The organism is Novosphingobium sp. G106 (genome assembly GCF_019075875.1).
Taxonomy (GTDB): Bacteria; Pseudomonadota; Alphaproteobacteria; order Sphingomonadales; family Sphingomonadaceae; genus Novosphingobium.
On record NZ_JAHOOZ010000001.1, the window covers coordinates 3,414,240 to 3,434,249 of the forward strand.

Sequence of the window (20,010 nt, forward strand, 5' to 3'; positions counted from 1 at the left end):
TCTCGGCTGGAGCGTGTACGCTGATTCCCTGCTCGTCGCCCCTGCGAAGGCAGGGGTCCAACTAAGCTCTCATCCGAAACGTAAGCTGCATGTTCGCTCCGTCAGCTGGACCCCTGCCTGCGCAGGGGCGACGAGTCCGAGGTGTCCGTCAGTCCAGCACGAACCGCGGCCCCGCCGCGCCGGACATCCCCGCGCGGTCGTCCCTGTTGTAGAGCCGGCAGCGGTCGAGGCTGAGGCAGCCGCAGCCGATGCATTCGTCGAGCTTGGCGCGCGTGCGGCTGAGCAGGTTCATCCTGGCGTCGAGTTCGCCGCGCAGCGAGCGGCTGATGCGCTGCCAGTCGGTCAGTGTCGGGGTGCGGCCCTGCGGCAGCGTCGCCAGCGCCTGCTCGATCTCGGTCAGGCCGAGGCCGAGACGCTGGGCGATCAGGATGAAGCTGAGCCGGCGGATGTCCGAGCGCAGGAAGCGCCGCTGGTTGCCCGCGGTGCGCAGCGAGGTCAGCAGACCCTTGCTCTCGTAGAAGCGGATCGCCGAGACCGCGAGGCCCGTGCGCTTGGCCAGCGCGCCGATGGGAATGAGGTCGTTGCGGTCCATTTCCGCTCCCAACTTTCATGCTTGACCTGAAGTTAGCTTGAGGTTGCACAATGGGCAAGCGATTTGATTCGCATGACTTTCAACCAGACAATTAAGGATTATCGCTCATGCCCAATGGCAACATCGAACATGCCAACCTGACCGTTTCCGATCCCGAGCGGAGCGCGGCTTTGCTGCAGCAACTGTGCGGCTGGCACGAGCGCTGGCGCGGGCCGTCGCTGCTCGGCGGCTGGACGATCCACGTCGGCAACGCGACGTCCTATGTCGCGCTCCATTCGAACGGCGAGACCGGCGAGCGGCGTTATCGCAAGGGCCAGCCGCTCAACCATGTCGGCTTCGTCGTCGACGATCTCGACGCGGCGCAATCCGTGGTGATCGAGGCCGGCCTGGAGCCGTTCGGCCTCGACGACTACGAGCCGGGGCGGCGGTTCTATTTCTTCGACTGGGACGGGATCGAGTTCGAGCTGATCAGCTACCAGTGATCAGGCGTTCCCGACCACCCAGCAGGCCAGCGCCACGAGCAGGCCGGCGAAGCGGTTGGAGCGGAAGCGCGCGAGCGGGTTGGCGCCATCGTCCGGGTCTAGCGTGAGCACCTGCCAGGCGAGATGCGCCGCGGCCGGAGCCAGCGCGGCGAAGACCAGCAGGTCGGGACGCAGCAGCCAGAAGGCGAGCGCCCAGCAGGCCACCGCGGCGGCGTAGAACAGCGCGACGCCGCCGCGGACGTGCTTGCCCATCGCCCGCGCGCTCGAGCCGATGCCGACCAGCGCATCGTCCTCGCGGTCCTGGAGCGCGTAGATCGTGTCGTAGCCGATCACCCAGGCGATCGACCCGACATAGAGCGCGGCGAGCACCGCCAGCCCATCACCGCGCAACTCGGTCCAGCCGACCAGCGCCCCCCAGGAGAACACCAGGCCGAGCCAGGCCTGCGGCCACCAGGTGATCCGCTTCATGAACGGATAGGCCGCGACCGGGGCGATGCTGCCGAGCGCGACCAGCTGCGCCTGCCAGCGTAGTTGCAGCAAAACCACGAGACCGACCACGCACAGCGCCAGCAGCCAGATCCAGGCCGCGCGCTTGCTGACCGCGCCACTCGCGACGGGCCGCGCGGCCGTGCGCGCCACCTGCCGATCGAGATCGGCATCGACGATGTCATTGTAGACGCAGCCCGCTCCGCGCATCGCGATCGCGCCGGCGAGCAGCCAGAGGATCAGGTCCCACCGCGCCTGTCCGCCGGCCAGCAGCACACCCCAGGCGCAGGGCCAGAACAGCAGCCACCAGCCGATCGGCCGGTCGAACCGCGCGAGCAGCGCATAGTTGCGCAAGGTCCGCGGCAAGGCGGCGACTAGGCCGCGGTGCTCGGTATCGGGAACGATGGCGTCGGTCATCCCGAGCGCCATAGCCCGCGCCTGCGGACAAGGCTATCGCAAGCCATGGCCCATTCGCTCGCCCAAACCGTCCTCGCCCAGCTTCGCGCCGTGGCCGATCCACAACGCGCGCCTGCGATGCAGGCCTATATGAAGTCCGAGATGCCCTATCTCGGCGTATCGGCGGTGCCGCTGCGGCAGGTCTGCAAGGGGGCATTCACGGATCTGACCTGGCCGGACAGCGCCGCCTGGCAGGCCGACGTCCTCGCGATCTGGCGCGAGGCCGAGCATCGCGAGCAGCGCTATGCCGCGATCGAGCTCTCGGGCGTGCGCGCCGCCAGCCAGTTCCAGCAGATCGACGCGTTGGCGATGTACGAGGAGATGATCGTCTCGGGCGCCTGGTGGGACTACATCGACAACATCGCTGGTCAGCGCTTCTGGACACTGCTGCAGAACGACCGCACGGCGATGAAGCGGGCCATGCTCGCCTGGTGCCAAGGCGCCGACATGTGGAAGCGGCGCAGCGCGATCATCTGCCAGCTTCGCGCCAAGGCCGATACCGACCTCGATCTGCTCTATGCCTGCATCGAGCCCTCTCTGGATTCGAAGGAGTTCTTCCTGCGCAAGGCGATCGGCTGGGCGCTGCGGCAATATGCCCGGACCGATCCGGCCGAAGTGCGGCGCTACGTGCGCGAGAATACGACGCGGCTCAACGGGCTCAGCCGGCGCGAGGCGCTCAAGAACATCGAATGATCGTCGCAGCTTGCGCCGGCGGGCACGCCGGGCAAGAACGGCGCCCCATACCGCGAGGATACCCCCGATGCGCCTTGCCTCCCTGCTCGCTTCCGCCGCCCTCGCCCTGGTAGCCCTGCCGGTCGCCGCGCAGGACATGCCGGCGACGCCAGGCGGGCGCGAGGCGCTCGACATCCTCAAGGAAGCGATCGCCGTTCCGACGGTCGCCGGCCGCGGCCAGGTCCCTGCCCTCGCGGTAAAGTTCAGCGCGCGGCTGATGGAGGCGGGCTTCTCGCCGAGCGACATCGTCTTCGTGCGGATGGGCGAGACGGGCTATTTCACCGCGCGCTATCCGGGGCGCGACCGCAAGGCCAAGCCGATCCTGGTCATCGGCCACATGGACGTGGTCGAAGCCAATCCGGCCGAGTGGCGGCGCGATCCGTTCACCCCGGTCGTCGAGAACGGCTATGTCTTCGGACGCGGCGCAAGCGACAACAAGGGCGACATCGCGATGATGCTGGCCGCCATGCTCAAGCTGAAGCGCACCGGCTGGGTGCCGGCGCGCGACCTCATCCTCGCCTTCTCCGGCGACGAGGAGACAGGCATGGTCACAACCCGCGCCATGGCCGAGACGCTGAAGAACGCCGAACTGGTGCTCAACGTCGATGCGGGCGGGGGCGAGCTCGGGGCAGACGGCCTGCCTTTCGTCTACGGCATCCAGGCGGGCGAAAAGACCTATCTCGACCTCGAACTGGCGATCGCCGATGCGGGCGGCCATTCGAGCCGACCGGGCGAGACAAATGCCATCGCTGCCATGAGCAGTGCGCTCGTGAAAGTCTGGGAGCATCGCTTCGCGCCGCAGGTGAGCCCGCTGACCCGGGCCTATTGGCAGGGCACCGCGGCGCGCGCGCCGGCCGATGTCGCCGCAGCCATGCGCGCCTTTGCCGCCAATCCGAACGATGCCGCGGCCGCCGCGCTGCTTTCGGGCAGGCCCGAATATGTCGGCGTGGTGCGCACCACTTGCGTGCCGACCCTGATTTCGGGCGGGCACGCGCCCAACGCGCTGCCGCAGTCGGTCCGCGCCAACGTCAACTGCCGCGTGTTTCCCGGCACGTCGCAGCAAGCGGTGAAGGGGGTCATCACCGGCGTGATCGCCGATCCCGACATCACGATCGCGTTCGGCGACGACAGCGGTGTAGAGGCTCCCAGATCGCCGCTCAGGCCCGATGTGCTCACCGCGGTGGAGAAGGCGGTGCATGCACGCGCGCCAGGGCTCGCGATAGTGCCGCAGATGAGCGCAGGCGCGACCGATTCGATGTATTTTCGCGCGCGCGGCCTTCCCGCCTACGGTATCGCCGCGACCTTCATCAAAGCCGAGGACGACATCGCCCACGGCCTCAACGAGCGCCTGCCCCTGGCGACGATCGACCCCGGCGTGGCGCAGTACGAGACGCTGCTACGCACCATCGCAAAGTAACGGCGCCCAGTAGCGCCTTAGCCGACCAGCGTCCGCGATTCGGCGATGGCGGCGATGCCGCGCTTGCCTTCGATACGGTCGAGCTGGACGACGACGTCGATCACCGAGGCGGCATATTCGAGCGTCTCGGCACGGGTCAGGCCGATGCCCGTCTGCATAGCCATCAGCGCGATCTGTTCGAGCGCGCCGCGGGGCGTATTGGCGTGGACGGTCGAGAACGAGCCCGGGTGGCCGGTGTTGATCGCGCGCAGGAAGCTCACCGTCTCGGTGCCGCGCAGCTCGCCCAGCACGATGCGGTCGGGCCGCAGGCGCAGCGCCGCCTGGAGCAGGTCGTTGGCTGAGACCTTGGCCTCGCCGAGCTCGCCCTTGACCGCGATCAGGCCGACGCCGTTCGCGCCGGGCAGCTTGAGCTCGGCCGTGTCCTCGACCAGCACGACGCGCTCCTCGGACGGGATCTCGGTCAGCATGGCGTTGAGGAAAGTGGTCTTGCCGGTCGAGGTGCCGCCCGAGATCAGCACCGTTCGGCGCCGCCGGATCGCCTCGCGCAAGTAGGCAATCGGGCTATCCTGCGGATCGGGCATCGCTGCCTCGACGGGCGCGGCGATCGGGCCGCGATCATAGGCGTCGAGTGGCAGTTCGAGCAAGCGGTGGCGGCGGATTGCCAGCGCCCAGTGCAGCCGCGTTGCCGGCGGGCCGACGAGCTGGATGCGTGCGCCGTCGGGAAGCGTCGCGGCGAGCAGCGGATGCTCGCGGTTGATCCCCTGGTGGCTGATCCGCGCGACCTGTTCGGCCAGCCGCTTCAGCAGCTCGTCGTCGATCGCGGGGAGTGCGATGCGCTGCATGCCCGGAACCGCCGCATCCTCGATCCACAGCTCGCCGGGGCGGTTCACCAGGATCTCGGTGACGCTCTCGCGCTCCAGCCAGGGACGCAAGGGGGCAAGATAGGCATCGAGATAGACGCTGCGCGGCATCTGCGCCTTGTGCCCGCTCGATTCGCTTTCGTGAAGCGGGACGATGGTGCCAGTCATCGAGCGCCCTTCGCTAGCCCGCGCCCGATGCGGACTGGATGCCCGAGACGATCGCGCCGGCACCGAACAGGATGAAGCAGCCGATGATGACAGTGGCACCGAAACGCCAGTTCATCCGGCCCGTCAGCATCATGAAGCCAACCGCAGCGACGGCCATGACGGCGACCGCGGTCGCGACATTACCGAGCAGGGTGCCTTGCAGCCAGCCGAGTGCGGCGACGATCGGGCCCGAGCCCGCGGGGTCGGAACCCCTAACCGCCTGGGCCGAGGCCGTGCTGGAGGAGCCGAGAAAAAGAAGCATGGAAATGAACGGGATTGGATTGGATCGACTGCTCACAGGGCCCTCCTGCGGGCCCGGTTGCGCCATGAACATGACGGTAATGTGGCGATCCTGCGGACCGCCGCCGCCGGCTCCCATCAAGGCCGGCGGCGGGGTCTCGGCCACCCGCGCTTACTGCGGAGTGGCGAAGCCCAGCGTGGCGACGGCCTTGCCCTGGCTGGCCGCGGCGCGTGCATTGGTCATCTGCGTCGCCGCCTGATCCTCGGTCTTGCGCCAGCATTCGCGCGCGCCGGGATTGTAGAAGCCGCGCATCTGCGGCTGGTCGCCCGACATCTCGCACAGCGCCGCAGTGGCCTTGCGCACGCGCGAATTCATCGCCGACTGGCCGGCAGCACTGGTCAGATCGAGATCGGCGACGTTGATCGAAGCCATATACTGTCCGTCAGCAGCGGAGGTCGTCAGCCAGCCGTTGCGATGGACGCGCGCCGTAGCGGTGATCGAGTGATTGTCAGCCAGCGTGTCCTGTCCGGCCGAAGCGGCGGGCAAGGCGGTCTGGCTCAGCAGGGCACCAGCGATCAGAAGCATGGCGGACATCAGCAACTCCCTTTTTATCGTGTCGATGCACCGGTTAAACCGTATTTTTCGTCGTCAGAAAAGAAAATGACGCAACTGTCATAAAACTGCAATCGACGTGTGCATCGAAATGGGATTGTGATTCGAGCGGCGGTCGGTCGAAGCAGAAAACCGTCGCTTCCCAGCCACATGCTGGCGCTTCCACCTGGGGACCAACCTGGCGGGACCGACACCTCGTCCCGGCCGCCAAGCGCTTCGGCGGAACGCCGATCCAAACTGACACATAATGGCAACATCAAGCCAGTGGGTTGTAATAATTATGTCATCGAAACGTCACCCACCTGCAATCCGACATCCCTAGTGGCGCTGCGGGCGCAACGGCGACGCGGCCTCTGAGGCCAATCGCCGCCCATAGATGCCATAAAACAGGGAAAACTCTCCATGACTCGCGCTGTTTCGAAAACCATGACGTCGCTGGCCGCGATCGCCATCATGTGCTGCGCCGGCAACGCGTTCGCGGCGGAAGCCGCTGAGACCGCCGCCGAAGCGCCCGCCGACACTGCCGGCATCACCGACATCGTGGTGACCGCGACCAAGCGTGAAACCAACCTGCAGCAGACCCCGATCGCGATGAACGTCGTGAACGACCAGCTGCTCAAGGACCGCCACGTCCAGAGCCTCTACGACCTCGCCGACGGCGGCGTCCCCAGCCTGCGTATCGCGACCTTCGAAGCCCGCCAGTCGGCACTGACCATCGGCATCCGCGGCATCGTGCCGCTCGACGCCAACCAGCCCGCGCGCGAGCAGGGCGTCGGCATCTATGTCGACGGCGTCTATCTCGGCCGCCAGCACGGTCTCAACGCCGCGCTGTTCGACGTCGAGCGCATCGAAATCCTGAAGGGTCCGCAGGGTACCCTGTTCGGCCGCAACACCGAAGGCGGCGCGCTGAGCATCGTCTCGCGCGCGCCCTCGGGTGAATTCGGCGGCCGCGTCAGCGCCGGCTACGGCAACTACGGCGCCTATACCGGTTCGCTCCACATGGACCTGCCCGAATACAAGGGCTTCTCGCTCAAGGTCGACGCGGTCAAGCAGTACCAGGGTGCTACGACCAAGAACCCGATGCCCGGCCAGACCGGCTGGAACTACTACGACCGCACCGGCGCGCGCCTCGCGCTCCGCTGGAAGCCGACGAGCGACATCACCAACGACTTCTCGTATGACGTCGCCAAGGACCAGAACTCGCCGTTCTACAGCCAGCTGCTGAACTACAACCCGAACAACTGCGTGAACGGGCCGATCGCCAATTCGCCGGGCTGCGTCCTGCCGAGCATCGCCTACACCTCGCTGACCGGCGGCCCGGTCAAGCCGCTGCTGCCGGGCGTCGTCGTCAACGGCGACAGCCGCATGAAGGTCGCCGACATCGGCGTGCCGCAGCAGCCCAGCGTCGACAAGACGCACGGCTTCACCAACTCCTTCAAGTGGAACTTCGGCAAGGAACTGGAGCTTCGCTCGATCACCGCGTGGCGCGGTGTCGACGTGCAGCAGTGGGACAACAGCGGCGGCGCTCACCGTCCGCCCCTGGTCAACCTGACCGCTTCGTGCACGGCGGCTGCTCCGTGCGGCTTCAGCCGCTACAGCCTGGCCGATCTGCGCCAGCGCCAGTTCAGCCAGGAACTCCAGGCCGTCGGATCGATCGGTTCGATCGACTATGTCGCCGGCCTGTTCTACTTCAACGAGCACGTCAGCGACGACGCCGCCACGCCGAACTCGATCGGCGCTGTGGCGACGCTCACCAACGGCGCGGTGACCGGCGCGAACTACGTTTCGATCCCGTTCTGCACCGCCAACACGCCTCTCTTCGTTGGCAAGGCAGTCAACGGCTGCTCGATCGACCGCGCTTCGGAAGTCTGGTCGAAGAGCTATGCCGCCTACGGCCAGGTGACCTGGAATGCGACCGACGCGCTGCACGTCACCGTCGGTGCCCGTTACACCCACGACAAGAAGAAGGGCGTTCTGCACTTCTTCAACAACCTGAACTACGACACGGCCACCCCGGCCCAGCTCACCGCCAACGGCTATTCGCCGCTGGACAAGACCTGGGACCGCTTCAATCCGATGGCGACGATCGCCTATGACGTGACCAACGACGTTCACGTCTATGCGAAGTATTCGACCGGCTACCGCGCCGGCGGCGCCAGCTCGCGTACGCCCAACTACCTGTCGTTCGATCCGGAAGATCTGAAGTCCTACGAAGTGGGTCTGAAGGCTGACTTCCTCGATCACCGCGTGCGGCTCAACCTGGCCGGTTACATCATGGACCGCAAGAACAGCCAGGAAGACCTCAGCTTCATCACTTTCGCCAACGGCACCAGCGTGAACGTGCTGCGTGCGGTCAATGCGCCCGGCTCGACCAAGATCCGCGGCATCGAGGCGGACCTGACTGTGAAGCCGATCGAAAATCTGACGCTGAACGCATCTTACGCCTATACCTATACGAAGGTGCCGCTGGTTCCGGTCAGCTTCACGGTCGGCGGCGTCACGTCCACGGTGCTGCAGCAGTTCTTCATTCCGTTCACCCCGCGCAATGCGGCGAGCGGTTCGATCGACTACGCGCTGCCGATCGGCGGTGGCGACACGGCGCTGAAGTTCCACGTCGACGGCAACTATTCGCAGGCCACGCAGGCTTTCGACCAGTTCCCGACGAAGGCGCATGCCTCGTTCATCGTCAACGCCCGCCTGTCGCTGGCCGACATCAAGATGTCCGACGCCGGCCAGAAGCTGACCGTCGGCTTCTGGGTGCGCAACCTGTTCGACAAGCAGTACATCTTCCGCGTCGACCCCTCGAACAGCCTGCCCGGCGCGCCGACCACCAGCCTGACCGCTGGCCCGATCGGCAACGTGCTGGGCGACTACGGCAACTTCAACGCGCCGCGCACCTTCGGCGTCGAAGCCACCGTCAACTTCTAAGCTTCGACCCGGCGGGACTGCGGCAACGCGGTTCCGCCGGGCATCAGACTACCCGACGGGCGATCCCTCCCTCCCCGTCATAACTCTGCCCGGCCTCCCCAGGAGGCCGGGTTTTTTATTGGAGAATTGCTAGAGGAAGCGGCCTTTCAGCCCGGCCCCCTCTCAACCCGCTTGCGTCAGCTCGGGCTTCTGCTCGAAGCGGCCGAGGCCGTAGTCGCCCTTGATCGTCGTGCGGTGGACGATGCGTTCCTCGTCGGGATTGCAGCCGCAGGCCTCGTGGAGCACGCGCCAGTTGTCCCAGATAACCATGTCGGTCTCATGCCACTGGTGATAGTAGGGCTTGATCACGCGCATCGCCTCTTCCCAGATCTCGGAGAGCAGCGCGAAGGCGGCGGCACTCTCGTCGCCCTCGATGCCCTGGCAGCCGTAAGGCGTCATGTGGAACACCTTCTCGCCGGTAGCACGGGTCCAGACCGCGGGGTGGATCGAGCGCGGCTTGGAAGCGATCATCGCTTCCATATCGATGTCGTGCGGGCGCAGTTCGCGGAAATTCCGGGGCAGGCCGAACTTCTGATGGGAATAGCGCAGGTCGAGGTTGTAGAGGACGTGCAGGTCCTCGGCCTTCCTGCGGATCGCCGGGTCCATGTCGCGGTAGATCTGGATGCCGTCGGAAAAGCCGGTGAGCCCTCCGTCCTGCGCGATCTTGATCGAGCGCAGCACGCCCGCACGATTGAGCTCGTCGTTATAGGCATGGTCGAAATGCCACGGCTGCCAGGTGATCAGCGGCTTGCCGTCGATCTCGACGATGCACTTCTCCTCGCCCGTCGCGATCTCGATCACGCCAGTGAGCTTGGCATCGTCGCGGTCGGCACGAGCGACAGTATTGACCGGATGGTCCTTGAGCGGGCCGAACACGGTGCTGACATCGACCTGCATCTGCGCCGAAGGCTCGACACCTTCGAACACGATGACGCCGCGATCTTCGAACAACTGGTTGAGCTGGGCGCGAACCTCCGCGTCCTTGAGCGCGCTGGCGGTAAGTCCGGTTACGCGCGCGCCGAAAGACAGGGCGTCGTCAAGCGCATGAATTTGCATGGTCATCATCCTTCTCCACGCCCCGCCGCCGGCGGGCGCCTGTTTTGCGCCGGCATTCTAGATCGTCTCTGACGGATTGCCCAGAGGGCGAAAAGTCAGTCGACCTTGTCGCCGCCGTGCCTTTCCCAGCCAGCCTTGAGGCCCTCGCCCTGATCCTCGGGCTCGGCAGGCGCGTCCTCCGCCGGATGGAGCAAGGCAGCCTCTTCGGGAGACGAATCCTCATGATCGAGCATCAACACGGCCGCCGCGTCGGCCGCCCGCCCCTTCCAGTGCGATCCCGCAGGACTGCGCTGGCGCAGCCGGGATACCGCCGCGTCGAGCTCGGACTGGTGCCGGTCGATCGACGCCAGCGCCGCGTCTCGATCTTGCTGGGCCTGTTTCAGGCGCTCCTCCGCTTCGGCATAGGCCGCTTCCGCCGCAACCATGTCGCTTTCGATCTGGGCGAGACTGCGCGAGGGATCGTTCGCTTTCATGGGCTTTTCCTTTTCGGGCGCCGGCGCCGAGGCAAGATCGCAGACCGCGGCGATCAGGCCGGCAAGCCGCAGGAACTGGCCGGCCTCCATGTTGACCTTGGCCGTGGCTTCTGCGCCGGCAACGGCCGTCCGCATCCGCTCCGCTTCCGCGCGGGCAGCGCCGATCAACTGCGGGCCGAAACCGGCGAGACTCTTCAACGGCGCCCTCCTTGCGGAAGCGGGACTATCGAAGGAAGCCGCCATGGCCGCCTTGGGTTCCCCAAGCCGTGCGGAAACTTAGCCGAAATTAGCTAAAGCGCGTCGAACACATAGCCCAGCGAGCGCACCGTGCGTAGCGGATTGCCCGCCCCCGCGGCGCGCAGCGCGCGGCGCAGGCGGCCGATCCAGACGTCGACCGTGCGTTCGTCCACCGGCGGCTCCTGCTTGCCGAGCGCCGAGATCAGCTGCGAGCGGGTGAAGACGCGGCCCGGATGCTCGACGAAATAGCGCAGCAGGCGGAACTCGTTGGGCATCAGCGGGACGGGCTTGCCGTGCCAGCGCGCCTGGAAGGCGGCGAGGTCGATCGTGAGATGCCCCAGCGTTACCGCACGCAGCGCGCCCGCGTCCTGGTCGCGCAGCTGCAGCGAGAGCACGCGGTCGAGCAGCGCGGCGCGATCGACCGGCCCAACCATATAGTCGTCCGCCCCGGTACGCAGCGCACGGCGGCGCGCTTCGGGATCGTCCTCGTCGAGGATCATCGTGATATGGGCCTGAGCGGTCAGCGGGTCGCAGCGCAGGCGCCGACAGACCTCCAGCCCCGAAATCTCGGGCAGCACCCAGTCGATAAAGGCCCAGAGCGCGCCTTCGAGCAGCGGCAGCTCGCCGACATTGGTCCATTTGTGGAACACCGCTTCGAGCTCGCCATGCCGGAACGGCGCGAGCCCGCCTTCGATGTCGCTGGTAAGAAGAATATCGATGTGACGCATCGCCCCCGACCCTGGCTGAGGCGTGGGTCATGGCGAAGTCATATGACGCACACATGACGGTTCGATGACGTGGTCATGAAAGCTGCTCGACCGCAGAAATCAGCCGTCCCACACCGGGAACGGGTTATCCCCAGGTGTAACTGAAGTGACACCGGGCTGTCATGGCGGCGCAACCTCCCGCGGCTATCCGGCCCGCATGACAAGGCAAAGGATATCCGATGCTGTTTGACGAAAGCGGTCAGCTCGTCGCCAAGGACCCCAGTGCCAAGCTTTCGGGAAATATCCCAAAATGGCTGGACCTTCCCGAACCCCGTTCATTCCGCCCCAAGCGCAAGCACCGCACCGTGTGGATCTCGGACATCCACCTCGGTACCCGCGGCTGCAACGCGACGATGCTGGTCGATTTCCTCCGCTCGATCGAGTGCGAGACGCTCTATCTGGTCGGCGACATCGTCGACGGCTGGCGGTTGCGCAAGGGCTGGTACTGGCCCGACGCGCATAGCGAAGTCGTCCGCCGCGTGCTCAAGATGGCGCACCGCGGTACCCGCGTCGTGTTCATCGCCGGCAACCACGACGAGATGCTGCGCAACTATGCGGGCATGACCTTCGGCGGCGTCGAACTCGCGCTCGAAGCGATCCACGAGACCGCCGACGGCCGCAAGCTGCTGGTCACCCACGGGGACAGCTTCGACGGCGTGGTACTCTACGCCAAGTGGCTCGCCTTCCTCGGCGACAAGGCCTACTCGCTGCTGCTGCGCTCGAACATCTGGGTCAACGCGGTCCGCCGGCGGCTCAAGCTGCCCTACTGGTCGCTGTCCTCCTACATGAAGAAGCGCGTCAAGAACGCGGTCCAGTACATCGGCTCCTACGAAGAAGCGGTCGCCCACGAGGCGATCCACCGCGGGCTCGACGGCATCGTCTGCGGCCACATCCACTGTGCCGAGATCCGCCAGATCGGCGGCATCACCTATTACAACGACGGCGACTGGGTCGAAAGCTGCACCGCCCTCGCCGAGGATTTCGCCGGCCAGATGACGATCATCGACTGGGCCCGCGAAGTTGCCACCGAGAAAACCCATGAAACGGAGGTTTCGGCATGAGACTGGCGATCGCGACTGACGCCTGGTTCCCTCAAGTCAACGGCGTCGTGCGGACGCTCTCGGCCACGGTCGTCGAACTCGACCGGCACGGCCACGAAGTCGAACTGATCACGCCCCAACGCTTCCTGACCGTGCCGATGCCCGGCTATTCCTCGATCCGCCTGGCCATGGCACCACGCTTCGGCGTGCGCCGCATGCTCGACGCCTACCAGCCCGAAGTCGTCCACATCTCGACCGAAGGCCCGATCGGCTGGAGCGCACGCGGCTGGTGCCTGGCGCGCGGCGTGCCGTTCACCACGGCGTTCCACACGCGCTTCCCCGAATATGCGGCCGTGCGCACCGGCATCAGCGCCGAGCGCTTCTGGCCGATCATGCAGCGCTTCCACGCGCCGAGCCGTGCCGTGATGGTCGCAACCGAGCGGCTCGGCGCCGAGCTCGCGACACGCGGGATCACCCAGACGCGGCCCTGGACGCGCGGCATCGACCACTGGCTGTTCCGCCCGAACGGCGAACAGCACCCGGCCTTCGCGAATCTGCCGCGCCCGATCATGCTAAACGTCGGCCGCGTCGCGCCCGAGAAGAACCTCGAGGCCTTCCTCGGCGCCAAGGTGCCGGGCACCAAGGTCGTGGTCGGTGACGGACCGTCCATCGCCGATCTCAAGAACCGCTATCCAGACGTCGTCTTCCTCGGCCCGCTGTCGGGCGAAGAACTCGCCTCTGCCTATCGCAGCGCCGATTGCTTCGTCTTCCCGAGCCACACCGATACCTTCGGCATGGTCATTATCGAGGCTCTGGCTTCGGGCCTGCCTGTGGCGGCTTTCCCGGTCGCCGGCCCGCTCGATATCCTCGGCTACAACGGCCGCGGCGTCGCCGACGACATGCCGTTCACGGTCGCCGCGGTCGAAGAGGACCTGACGCTGGCGATCGAAAAGGCGCTGCGGCTCGATCGCACCTCCGCTGCCGTATTCGGCGCGCGCTTCTCGTGGGAGCGCGCGACCCAGCAGTTCATGACCGCGATCCAGAGCGCCACCCGCCGCTCCGCGCCCGAGCGCGAGCTCGAAACCGCCTGATTTGCTCGAACCTCCCCGGCTTCGTCGGGGAGGTTCACGCATGCTCTCCCACCCGCACGACCGGCCCGCGTAGCAAGCGGTAGGTTGACGGCCCGGTCAGCCCGAGTAGGCTGGCGGCGGGAGAAAAAACCAGCATGAGCAGCGACTCGGATTCCGCCTTCCTCAAACGCCCGGCGGCCCTGGCAATCCGCGTTCTCATCCCAGCGCTACTCGCACTAGGCGCCGTGCTGCTGCCACCGATCCGCGCCGCCGAGATCAACTACGCGGGGCGCAATCCGGAACTCGAAAAATCAGCCGGCGCGCAGGTCTACCGCGAGAACTGCGCCGCCTGCCACGACGCCGGCGTCAACCGCGCGCCGCAACGCCTGCTGCTGCAGGACCTCACTCCCGAAGCGATCCGCTCGGCTCTGGTCGACGGCGCGATGCGGCCGCAAGGCTCCGCCCTGTCCGACGATCAGAAGACCGCCGTCGCCGAATACCTGTCGGGCCGCAAGCTGGGCGCGAGCGCCGTCGCCGACGCTCCGAACATGTGCAAGGGTGCCGCCGCGAAGTTCGACCTGGGCGAGCCGCCCGCCTTCACCGGCTGGGGCCTGGACCTCGCCAGCACCCATTCGATCCCTGCGGCGGTATCGAGGCTCGACAAGGCCGGTGCCGGACGTCTCACGCTCAAATGGGCTTTCGGCTTCCCCAATTCCTCGCGCAGCCGCTCACACCCGATCGTTGCCGGCGGGGCGATCCTCGTCGGCAACCACAACGGCTCGGTCTATGCGCTCGACCGCGAGACCGGCTGCGTCCGCTGGGCCTATGCCGCCCAGGCCGAAGTGCGCACCGGCGTGGTCGTCAGCCCCTGGCGCGCGGGCGACCGCTCGGCGCATCCGCTGGTCTATTTCGGCGACGTGCGCGGCGAGGTCTATGCGGTGAACCTGCTCGACGGCACGCTCGCCTGGAAGATGCGCGCCGATGCCCATCCCGCCGCGGTCATCACCGGCACGCCGACGCTGTTCGAAGACAAGCTCTATGTCCCGGTCTCGTCGGTGGAAGAGGCCTATGCCACCAGCCCCGGCTATGCCTGCTGCAATTTCCGCGGCTCGGTCGTCGCGCTCGACGCGCGCAGCGGCGCGGAGAAATGGCGCACCTGGCTGGTCGATTCCGCGGCGACACAGGGCACCAGCAAGGGCGGGCTCGACAAGCTCGGCCCCTCGGGCGTGGCCGTGTGGAACAGCCCGTCGATCGACGCCGCGCGCGGCCAGCTCTATGTCGCGACGGGCGACAATTATTCGCTGCCCGCAACGGGGCTGAGCGACGCGGTCGTTGCGCTCGATCTCGCGACCGGGCGGATCCGGTGGCACTACCAGGCGCTCGCCGAGGACACCTGGAACGTCGCCTGCGTCACCAAGACCAGCGACAGCTGCCCTGACGAGAACGATCCCGATGCCGATTTCGGCGCCGGCACGGTGCTGGCCAAGGGCAAGGACGGCAAGGAACTCGTGCTGGCCGGGCAGAAGTCAGGCTGGGTCTATGGCCTCGATCCGGCCAATGGCCAGCTCACCTGGAAGACCCGCGTCGGGCGCGGCAGCCCGGGCGGCGGCGTCCATTTCGGCATGGCTTCGGAGGACGGCATCCTCTTCGTGCCGGTGACCGACAACTACTTCTACGGCCCGAAAGATTTCCCGCCCTCGCCCGGCCTCCATGCGCTCGACATCGCCACCGGCCACCCGTTGTGGAACTATGCTTCCACGATCAAGTGCGCCACGATGCAATGCGCCCCGGGCATGGGCGGTTCGATCACCGCGACGGCCGGGATGGTGATCGCCGGCGACGACGACGGCATACTGCGGATCTTCGACGGCGCCAGCGGCAAGGTGCTGTGGTCGATCGACACCAAGCCCGGCGTCACGACGGTGAACGGCGTCACCGCGCACGGCGGCGCGATCAGCGGCGGGGTCGGGCCGATCGCTTACAAGGGCATGGTCATCGTCCCCTCGGGCTACGGCTTCGCCTCGAAGCTGCCGGGCAATATCCTTTTGGTTTACGGAGTGGCTAAATGAGCGAAGTTCTCGCCAGAAGCTTGGAGCGCGATGTGCTCATCGGCGTCGATGTCGGCGGAACCTTCACCGATGCCGTGCTGACGCTGGGCGCCGAGAGCTTCCGCGCCAAGAGCCCGAGCACCTATCCCGACATCGGCCGCGGCGTGCTCGCCTCGTGCCGGCTGGCAGCACAGGCGGCCGGGCTGGAGCTGAGCGAGGTCCTGCCGCGCGTGCGCAAGTTCGGACTGGGCACTACAGCCGTGACCAACGTCATCGCCACGCGTGGCGGCCTGCGGGTAGGCCTGATCACCACCAAAGGCTTCGAGCAGACCCTGCGCCTCGCACGCGGCCGGACGCAGGAGGCCGACGGCTGGCTGAAATCGGTCGATGCCATCGTCGAGAGCGGCGCGGTCATCGGCATCGACGAACGGATCGACCGCAACGGCACGGTGCTGAAGGCGATGGACCCGGACGAGATCGTCACGGCAGCGCGCCGGCTTGCCGAACTCGGGGTCGAATCGATCGCTGTGTCCTTCGTCTGGTCGTTCCTCAACCCGGTGCATGAGCGCCAGGCCGTAGCGCTGCTGCGCGAGGCGCTGCCCGACATCCCGATCACCAGCGGCAGCGAGTTGCGCCCCGTGATCCGCGAATATGAGCGCACTGCGCTGGCCGTACTCAACGCCTACAGCTACGGCGCCTACCGCGGCGTCGACGACCTGGCGAACGAACTTAAGGCCGAAGGCCTCGCCGCGCCGGTCCTGCTCTGCCATTCGGGTGGCGGTGCGATCTCGGTCGACCAGGCGCGCGAGCAGCCCGTCTGGCTCGCCGCTTCGGGCCCCGCTGCCGGCGTCGCCGCGGCGGCGCGGATCGCCGAGAAGGCCGGCGAGACCAAGGTCCTGACCTGCGACCTCGGCGGCACTTCGTTCGACGTCGCCCATATCGCCGGCGGCGCGCCGGCGCGTACCCAGCGTGGCGAACTGATGGGTTTCTGGACCGCCCTGCCGCGCGTCGACGTGGAATCGGTCGGTGCGGGCGGCGGCTCGCTGACCTGGATAGACGAGCGCGGCATGCTGCGCGTCGGCCCGCGCTCGGCCGGCTCCTCGCCCGGCCCCGCCTGCTACGGCCGCGGCGGCGAGCGCGCGGCGCTGACCGACGCGCTGCTCGTCCTCGGCTATATCGACCCCGAGCGTTTCCTCGGCGGCACGATGACGCTCGACCGCGAAGGCGCCGTGGCGGCCTGCGCCCGGCTCGGCGACGGGCTCGATCTCGACGCGGTCGAAGCCGCCTGGGGCGTGCGCGAGATCGCCGTGGCCGAGATGGTCAAGGCGGTGCGAGCACGCCTTTCCTTGCACGCCTTGTCGGCGCCCGAGCATTGCTTGGTGTCCTACGGCGGCTGCGGCGCGCTGTTCGCCGCCGAAGTGGCGCGGCAGGCCGGGCTCAAGCGCATCTATATCCCCGAGCTCGCATCGGTGCTCTCTGCCTACGGCGCGGCGACGATGGACATCCGGCGCGAGCGGCTCTGCACGATGCTGGCCAAGCTGCCCGCAAGCGATCCCGCAGTGATCGAACGCGCCTTCACCGAAGTCCGCGAGGCAGCCTGGGCCGATCTTGCCGCAGATGGCGTACCCGAGGCCGACCGGCTGATCCGCTACGAAGCCGACATGCGCTTCCTCGGCCAGCGCTGGGAGTTGACCGTGGTGCTGCCCTCCGATCCCGCGATCCGTGACGGCGGCCAACAGGCCGAAGCGCTCTTTCGCGAAGAATACCTTCGCCGCTTCGGCGCGGCGGCGACGAGCACCAAGGGCGGCGGCGTAGTCGAATGGGTCGGCATCCGCGCGGTGGGTATCGGCAAGATGGGCGATAGCGGTCCGACTGCGTCAGTCAGGGCAGCCGTCGATAACGGGCCGGCCAGGCCCACCGGCACCCGCCTCGTTCACCTCGACCGGGCCAGCCAGCCGGCCGAAATCACCACCTACGACGCTACCGCACTCGAACCGGGGCAGGAAATTTGCGGGCCCGGCCTGATCGACGGCAGTGACACGACGATCTGGCTCCCCGCCGGCATGAATGCCCGCGTCGATCCCGACCGCACTCTCATCATCGAGGTAAGCCGATGAAACACAACGAGAATCTTGCCACCGACCCCATCGTCCCCGAGCTGCTGCGCACCCGGCTGGAGGCCATCGGCCAGGAAGCCGGCGCCGCGGTCGAGCAGACCGCAATCAGCCCGATCGTCACCGAGTCCAAGGACTATTCGGTGACGATCATGGACCCCGACGGCCGCGTCATCTCGGGCACCGGCCTGATCGACCTGCACTTCGGCGCGGTCCACCACGCGGTCAAATCGACGATCCAGGTCCACGGCGATACGATCGCCGACGGCGACGTCTTCCTCGCCAACGATCCTCATTCAGGCGGCGGGCTGCACCCGCAGGACGTCGTCATCCAGCGACCGATCTTCTTCGAAGGCCAGCGCATCGCCTGGGTCGCCCTGGCCGCGCACATGATGGACATGGGCGGCATGGTGCCCGGCTCCTCGGCGGTCCACGCCACCGAATGCTATCAGGAAGCGCTGCGCCTACCGCCGGTCCGGCTGATCCGCCAGCACGTCGAATGTGAGGACATCTGGAACATCTTCCGGATCAACGTCCGCTCCAGCGACCTCATCGAAATGGACATGCGCAGCCTGGTGATCGGCGCGGGCGTGGCCCAGGCCAAGATCGTCGAACTGGTCCGAGAGATGGGCCTCGATATCTTCCGCTCCGCCGGCGCCGCGCTGATCACCGGCGTGCTGCGCGTGCTGCGCGAGCGCATCGCCCAGCTCGAGGATGGCCAATACTTCTCGGCCGCCTGGATCGAGTGGAACAACGACGTGATGCGCATGCCCTGCAACCTCGAGGTCAAGGGCGACCGGCTGATCTTCGACCTGACCGACGCGCCGGCGCAGGTGCCGCATTTCTTCAATTCGAAGGAATATATCATCCGCGCGCAACTGGGCCCGCGCGTACGCCAACTGCTGGCACCCGGCCTGCCCTACAACCAGGCGGTGCTCGATGTCGTCGAGATCGTCAGCAAGCCGGGGACGATCGTCAACTCGGTCTCGCCCGCCCCGATCGGCGCGGCGCATATGGACGCGGCGATGGCGGTCTATGCCGCAGTCGGCCAGTGCCTCCAGCTCGCGCTGTTCGCCTCGCCGCAGGCGGTGGAGCGCGAGAAGATCCTTGCGCCGACGCTCGCCGCCTATGGCACCGGGCGCTGGACCTACCTCGACCACGCCGGCCAGCGCCGCGTCTATACGCTGATCGACGGCGCCTTCTCGGGCAGCCCGGCGGCCGGCGACCGCGACGGGATCGACATCAAGAACAGCCAGGTTCCGGGCGGCAACCAGCTCGAATTCGCCGACGCCGAGATTCTCGAAAACGCCTATCCGCTGCTCTTCGTCGAGCGCCGCGCCAGCAGCGGCGTCCACGGATACGGCCGCTTCCGCTCGGGCGTCGGGTACCAGGGCAGCTTCCGCGCGCATGAAACCGAGACGCTGGTCGGCAACATGACGGGGACGCGCGCCTGGTTCCCCACGGGCGGCGGGGCCGGCGGCTATCCGGGCGCGACGATGCGCTATTTCATGCACCACGCCGACGGAACGACCGAGCCGGTCGACATCCACCAGGTCGGCCTGCAGCTTGCCGCCGGGGATACCTTCGAGATGATCTGCGCCAGCGGCGGCGGCTATGGCGATCCGCTCGACCGCGACCCGCTGGCGGTCGGGCGGGACCTCGCCGAAAACCGCGTCGAGCGCGAAATCGCCGAAAATGTCTACGGCGTGGCCGTCGCCGCGGACGGCTCCGTCGATCTCGCGGAAACCGAGGCGCGGCGCGTTTCGCTGCGCGCGGACCGCTTGCACGCAGCACAGCCAGCGCGACACCAAACGGCCGTCCAGATCGACCAGAGCACCCCTGCCGTCCCGCTTTACCCCGGCGTCGTCCAGCGCGGCGACCTGGCCGTGGCCGAGCTCTCGGGCGCCGTTCTCGCCCAGGCACCGGGCAACTGGCTCGACGGCTGCCCGGTACTCGACACGCCGATCGACGACCGTGCCGGTGGCACGATCATGCGCGCGCATCTCGATCCGGCAACGGGCCGCGCGCTGTTCGTCGACGTGATCCGCAAGAGCGACGGCCCCAGCATCGCGGTGCTGCCCGAACGCTGGGCGCGTGCCGGCCAACCGCAGCCGCGCGAAAACGTGACGGCCTGACCGATCGAGAGGGGAAGC

General features: G+C 67.2%; 17 protein-coding genes. 9 read left to right on the forward strand and 8 right to left on the reverse strand.

What is annotated here, in order from left to right:
* Positions 1-148: 148 nt before the first annotated feature.
* On the reverse strand, positions 149-592 hold the full coding sequence (gene soxR, locus KRR38_RS16285) for a redox-sensitive transcriptional activator SoxR (protein ID WP_217403527.1): 444 nt from the start codon (positions 590-592) through the stop codon (positions 149-151).
* A 107-nt stretch (positions 593-699) separates the two neighbouring features.
* On the opposite strand from soxR, the gene KRR38_RS16290 reads away from it, so the two are divergent.
* Positions 700-1,074 carry a VOC family protein gene (locus KRR38_RS16290; protein WP_217403529.1) on the forward strand — a complete coding sequence of 125 codons (375 nt, stop codon included), beginning with the start codon at positions 700-702 and terminating at the stop codon, positions 1,072-1,074.
* On the opposite strand, the gene ubiA is transcribed toward KRR38_RS16290, so the two are convergent.
* On the reverse strand, positions 1,075-1,977 hold the full coding sequence (gene ubiA, locus KRR38_RS16295; protein ID WP_217403531.1) for a 4-hydroxybenzoate octaprenyltransferase: 903 nt from the start codon (positions 1,975-1,977) through the stop codon (positions 1,075-1,077).
* Positions 1,978-2,022: 45 nt separating this feature from the next.
* Here ubiA and KRR38_RS16300 point away from each other — a divergent pair, with 45 nt between their 5' ends.
* Together KRR38_RS16300 and KRR38_RS16305 are read left to right on the forward strand one after the other, a co-directional pair.
* A complete protein-coding gene (locus tag KRR38_RS16300) occupies positions 2,023-2,709 on the forward strand; it encodes a DNA alkylation repair protein (protein ID WP_217403533.1) in 687 nt (228 codons plus the stop codon).
* A gap of 67 nt (positions 2,710-2,776) precedes the next feature.
* Complete coding sequence (locus tag KRR38_RS16305; protein ID WP_217403535.1) at positions 2,777-4,165, forward strand: M20/M25/M40 family metallo-hydrolase; 1,389 nt, start codon at positions 2,777-2,779, stop codon at positions 4,163-4,165.
* A gap of 17 nt (positions 4,166-4,182) precedes the next feature.
* On the opposite strand, the gene virB11 is transcribed toward KRR38_RS16305, so the two are convergent.
* The 3 genes from virB11 to KRR38_RS16320 form a co-directional block, all read right to left on the reverse strand.
* Positions 4,183-5,136 (reverse strand): P-type DNA transfer ATPase VirB11, encoded by a 954-nt coding sequence (gene virB11 / locus KRR38_RS16310; protein WP_254515438.1) that lies wholly within the window; start codon positions 5,134-5,136, stop codon positions 4,183-4,185.
* 70 nt (positions 5,137-5,206) lie between these two features.
* Positions 5,207-5,494 carry a TrbC/VirB2 family protein gene (locus KRR38_RS16315; RefSeq protein ID WP_217407301.1) on the reverse strand — a complete coding sequence of 96 codons (288 nt, stop codon included), beginning with the start codon at positions 5,492-5,494 and terminating at the stop codon, positions 5,207-5,209.
* 150 nt (positions 5,495-5,644) lie between these two features.
* Complete coding sequence (locus tag KRR38_RS16320; RefSeq protein WP_217403540.1) at positions 5,645-6,067, reverse strand: UrcA family protein; 423 nt, start codon at positions 6,065-6,067, stop codon at positions 5,645-5,647.
* Positions 6,068-6,487: 420 nt separating this feature from the next.
* Here KRR38_RS16320 and KRR38_RS16325 point away from each other — a divergent pair, with 420 nt between their 5' ends.
* The gene (locus KRR38_RS16325; protein WP_217403542.1) at positions 6,488-9,013 is read left to right on the forward strand and encodes a TonB-dependent receptor; all 2,526 of its coding nucleotides are present in this window, start codon (positions 6,488-6,490) and stop codon (positions 9,011-9,013) included.
* A gap of 162 nt (positions 9,014-9,175) precedes the next feature.
* Here KRR38_RS16325 and KRR38_RS16330 read toward each other — a convergent pair whose 3' ends face one another.
* The 3 genes from KRR38_RS16330 to KRR38_RS16340 all read right to left on the reverse strand — a co-directional run bounded on the left by KRR38_RS16330 (position 9,176) and on the right by KRR38_RS16340 (position 11,546).
* Positions 9,176-10,114 (reverse strand): TauD/TfdA family dioxygenase, encoded by a 939-nt coding sequence (locus tag KRR38_RS16330; RefSeq protein WP_254514838.1) that lies wholly within the window; start codon positions 10,112-10,114, stop codon positions 9,176-9,178.
* Between the two features lie 89 nt (positions 10,115-10,203).
* Positions 10,204-10,779: a hypothetical protein gene (locus KRR38_RS16335; protein WP_217403546.1), complete on the reverse strand. Its 576-nt coding sequence runs from the start codon at positions 10,777-10,779 to the stop codon at positions 10,204-10,206.
* 92 nt (positions 10,780-10,871) lie between these two features.
* Entirely contained in the window at positions 10,872-11,546 is a 675-nt protein-coding gene (locus KRR38_RS16340) for a response regulator transcription factor (protein ID WP_217403548.1), read from the reverse strand.
* A 218-nt stretch (positions 11,547-11,764) separates the two neighbouring features.
* On the opposite strand from KRR38_RS16340, the gene KRR38_RS16345 reads away from it, so the two are divergent.
* From KRR38_RS16345 to KRR38_RS16365, 5 genes are all read left to right on the forward strand, one after another.
* Positions 11,765-12,646 (forward strand): UDP-2,3-diacylglucosamine diphosphatase, encoded by an 882-nt coding sequence (locus KRR38_RS16345; RefSeq protein ID WP_217403550.1) that lies wholly within the window; start codon positions 11,765-11,767, stop codon positions 12,644-12,646.
* Positions 12,643-13,716: a glycosyltransferase family 1 protein gene (locus KRR38_RS16350; RefSeq protein WP_217403552.1), complete on the forward strand. Its 1,074-nt coding sequence runs from the start codon at positions 12,643-12,645 to the stop codon at positions 13,714-13,716. Before KRR38_RS16345 ends, KRR38_RS16350 begins: the two co-directional genes overlap by 4 nt.
* A 134-nt stretch (positions 13,717-13,850) precedes the next feature.
* The gene (locus tag KRR38_RS16355; protein ID WP_217403554.1) at positions 13,851-15,764 is read left to right on the forward strand and encodes a PQQ-binding-like beta-propeller repeat protein; all 1,914 of its coding nucleotides are present in this window, start codon (positions 13,851-13,853) and stop codon (positions 15,762-15,764) included.
* Positions 15,761-17,860 carry a hydantoinase/oxoprolinase family protein gene (locus KRR38_RS16360; protein ID WP_217403556.1) on the forward strand — a complete coding sequence of 700 codons (2,100 nt, stop codon included), beginning with the start codon at positions 15,761-15,763 and terminating at the stop codon, positions 17,858-17,860. The genes KRR38_RS16355 and KRR38_RS16360 overlap by 4 nt, the downstream gene beginning before the upstream one ends.
* Positions 17,857-19,992, forward strand: a complete 2,136-nt coding sequence (locus KRR38_RS16365; RefSeq protein ID WP_217403558.1) for a hydantoinase B/oxoprolinase family protein — start codon at positions 17,857-17,859, stop codon at positions 19,990-19,992. The genes KRR38_RS16360 and KRR38_RS16365 overlap by 4 nt, the downstream gene beginning before the upstream one ends.
* Positions 19,993-20,010: the final 18 nt, after the last annotated feature.

Bases quoted from the DNA above. Each gene is read 5' to 3' on its own strand.
- KRR38_RS16315 (WP_217407301.1), bottom strand. From the start codon at position 5,494: ATGCTTCTTTTTCTCGGCTCCTCCAGCACGGCCTCGGCCCAGGCGGTT.
- KRR38_RS16345 (WP_217403550.1), top strand. From the start codon at position 11,765: ATGCTGTTTGACGAAAGCGGTCAGCTCGTCGCCAAGGACCCCAGTGCC.
- ubiA (WP_217403531.1), bottom strand. From the start codon at position 1,977: ATGACCGACGCCATCGTTCCCGATACCGAGCACCGCGGCCTAGTCGCC.
- KRR38_RS16330 (WP_254514838.1), bottom strand. From the start codon at position 10,114: ATGACCATGCAAATTCATGCGCTTGACGACGCCCTGTCTTTCGGCGCG.
- KRR38_RS16340 (WP_217403548.1), bottom strand. From the start codon at position 11,546: ATGCGTCACATCGATATTCTTCTTACCAGCGACATCGAAGGCGGGCTC.
- KRR38_RS16320 (WP_217403540.1), bottom strand. From the start codon at position 6,067: ATGTCCGCCATGCTTCTGATCGCTGGTGCCCTGCTGAGCCAGACCGCC.
- KRR38_RS16290 (WP_217403529.1), top strand. From the start codon at position 700: ATGCCCAATGGCAACATCGAACATGCCAACCTGACCGTTTCCGATCCC.
- soxR (WP_217403527.1), bottom strand. From the start codon at position 592: ATGGACCGCAACGACCTCATTCCCATCGGCGCGCTGGCCAAGCGCACG.
- KRR38_RS16300 (WP_217403533.1), top strand. From the start codon at position 2,023: ATGGCCCATTCGCTCGCCCAAACCGTCCTCGCCCAGCTTCGCGCCGTG.
- KRR38_RS16365 (WP_217403558.1), top strand. From the start codon at position 17,857: ATGAAACACAACGAGAATCTTGCCACCGACCCCATCGTCCCCGAGCTG.
- KRR38_RS16305 (WP_217403535.1), top strand. From the start codon at position 2,777: ATGCGCCTTGCCTCCCTGCTCGCTTCCGCCGCCCTCGCCCTGGTAGCC.
- virB11 (WP_254515438.1), bottom strand. From the start codon at position 5,136: ATGCCGCGCAGCGTCTATCTCGATGCCTATCTTGCCCCCTTGCGTCCC.
- KRR38_RS16350 (WP_217403552.1), top strand. From the start codon at position 12,643: ATGAGACTGGCGATCGCGACTGACGCCTGGTTCCCTCAAGTCAACGGC.
- KRR38_RS16325 (WP_217403542.1), top strand. From the start codon at position 6,488: ATGACTCGCGCTGTTTCGAAAACCATGACGTCGCTGGCCGCGATCGCC.
- KRR38_RS16360 (WP_217403556.1), top strand. From the start codon at position 15,761: ATGAGCGAAGTTCTCGCCAGAAGCTTGGAGCGCGATGTGCTCATCGGC.
- KRR38_RS16355 (WP_217403554.1), top strand. From the start codon at position 13,851: ATGAGCAGCGACTCGGATTCCGCCTTCCTCAAACGCCCGGCGGCCCTG.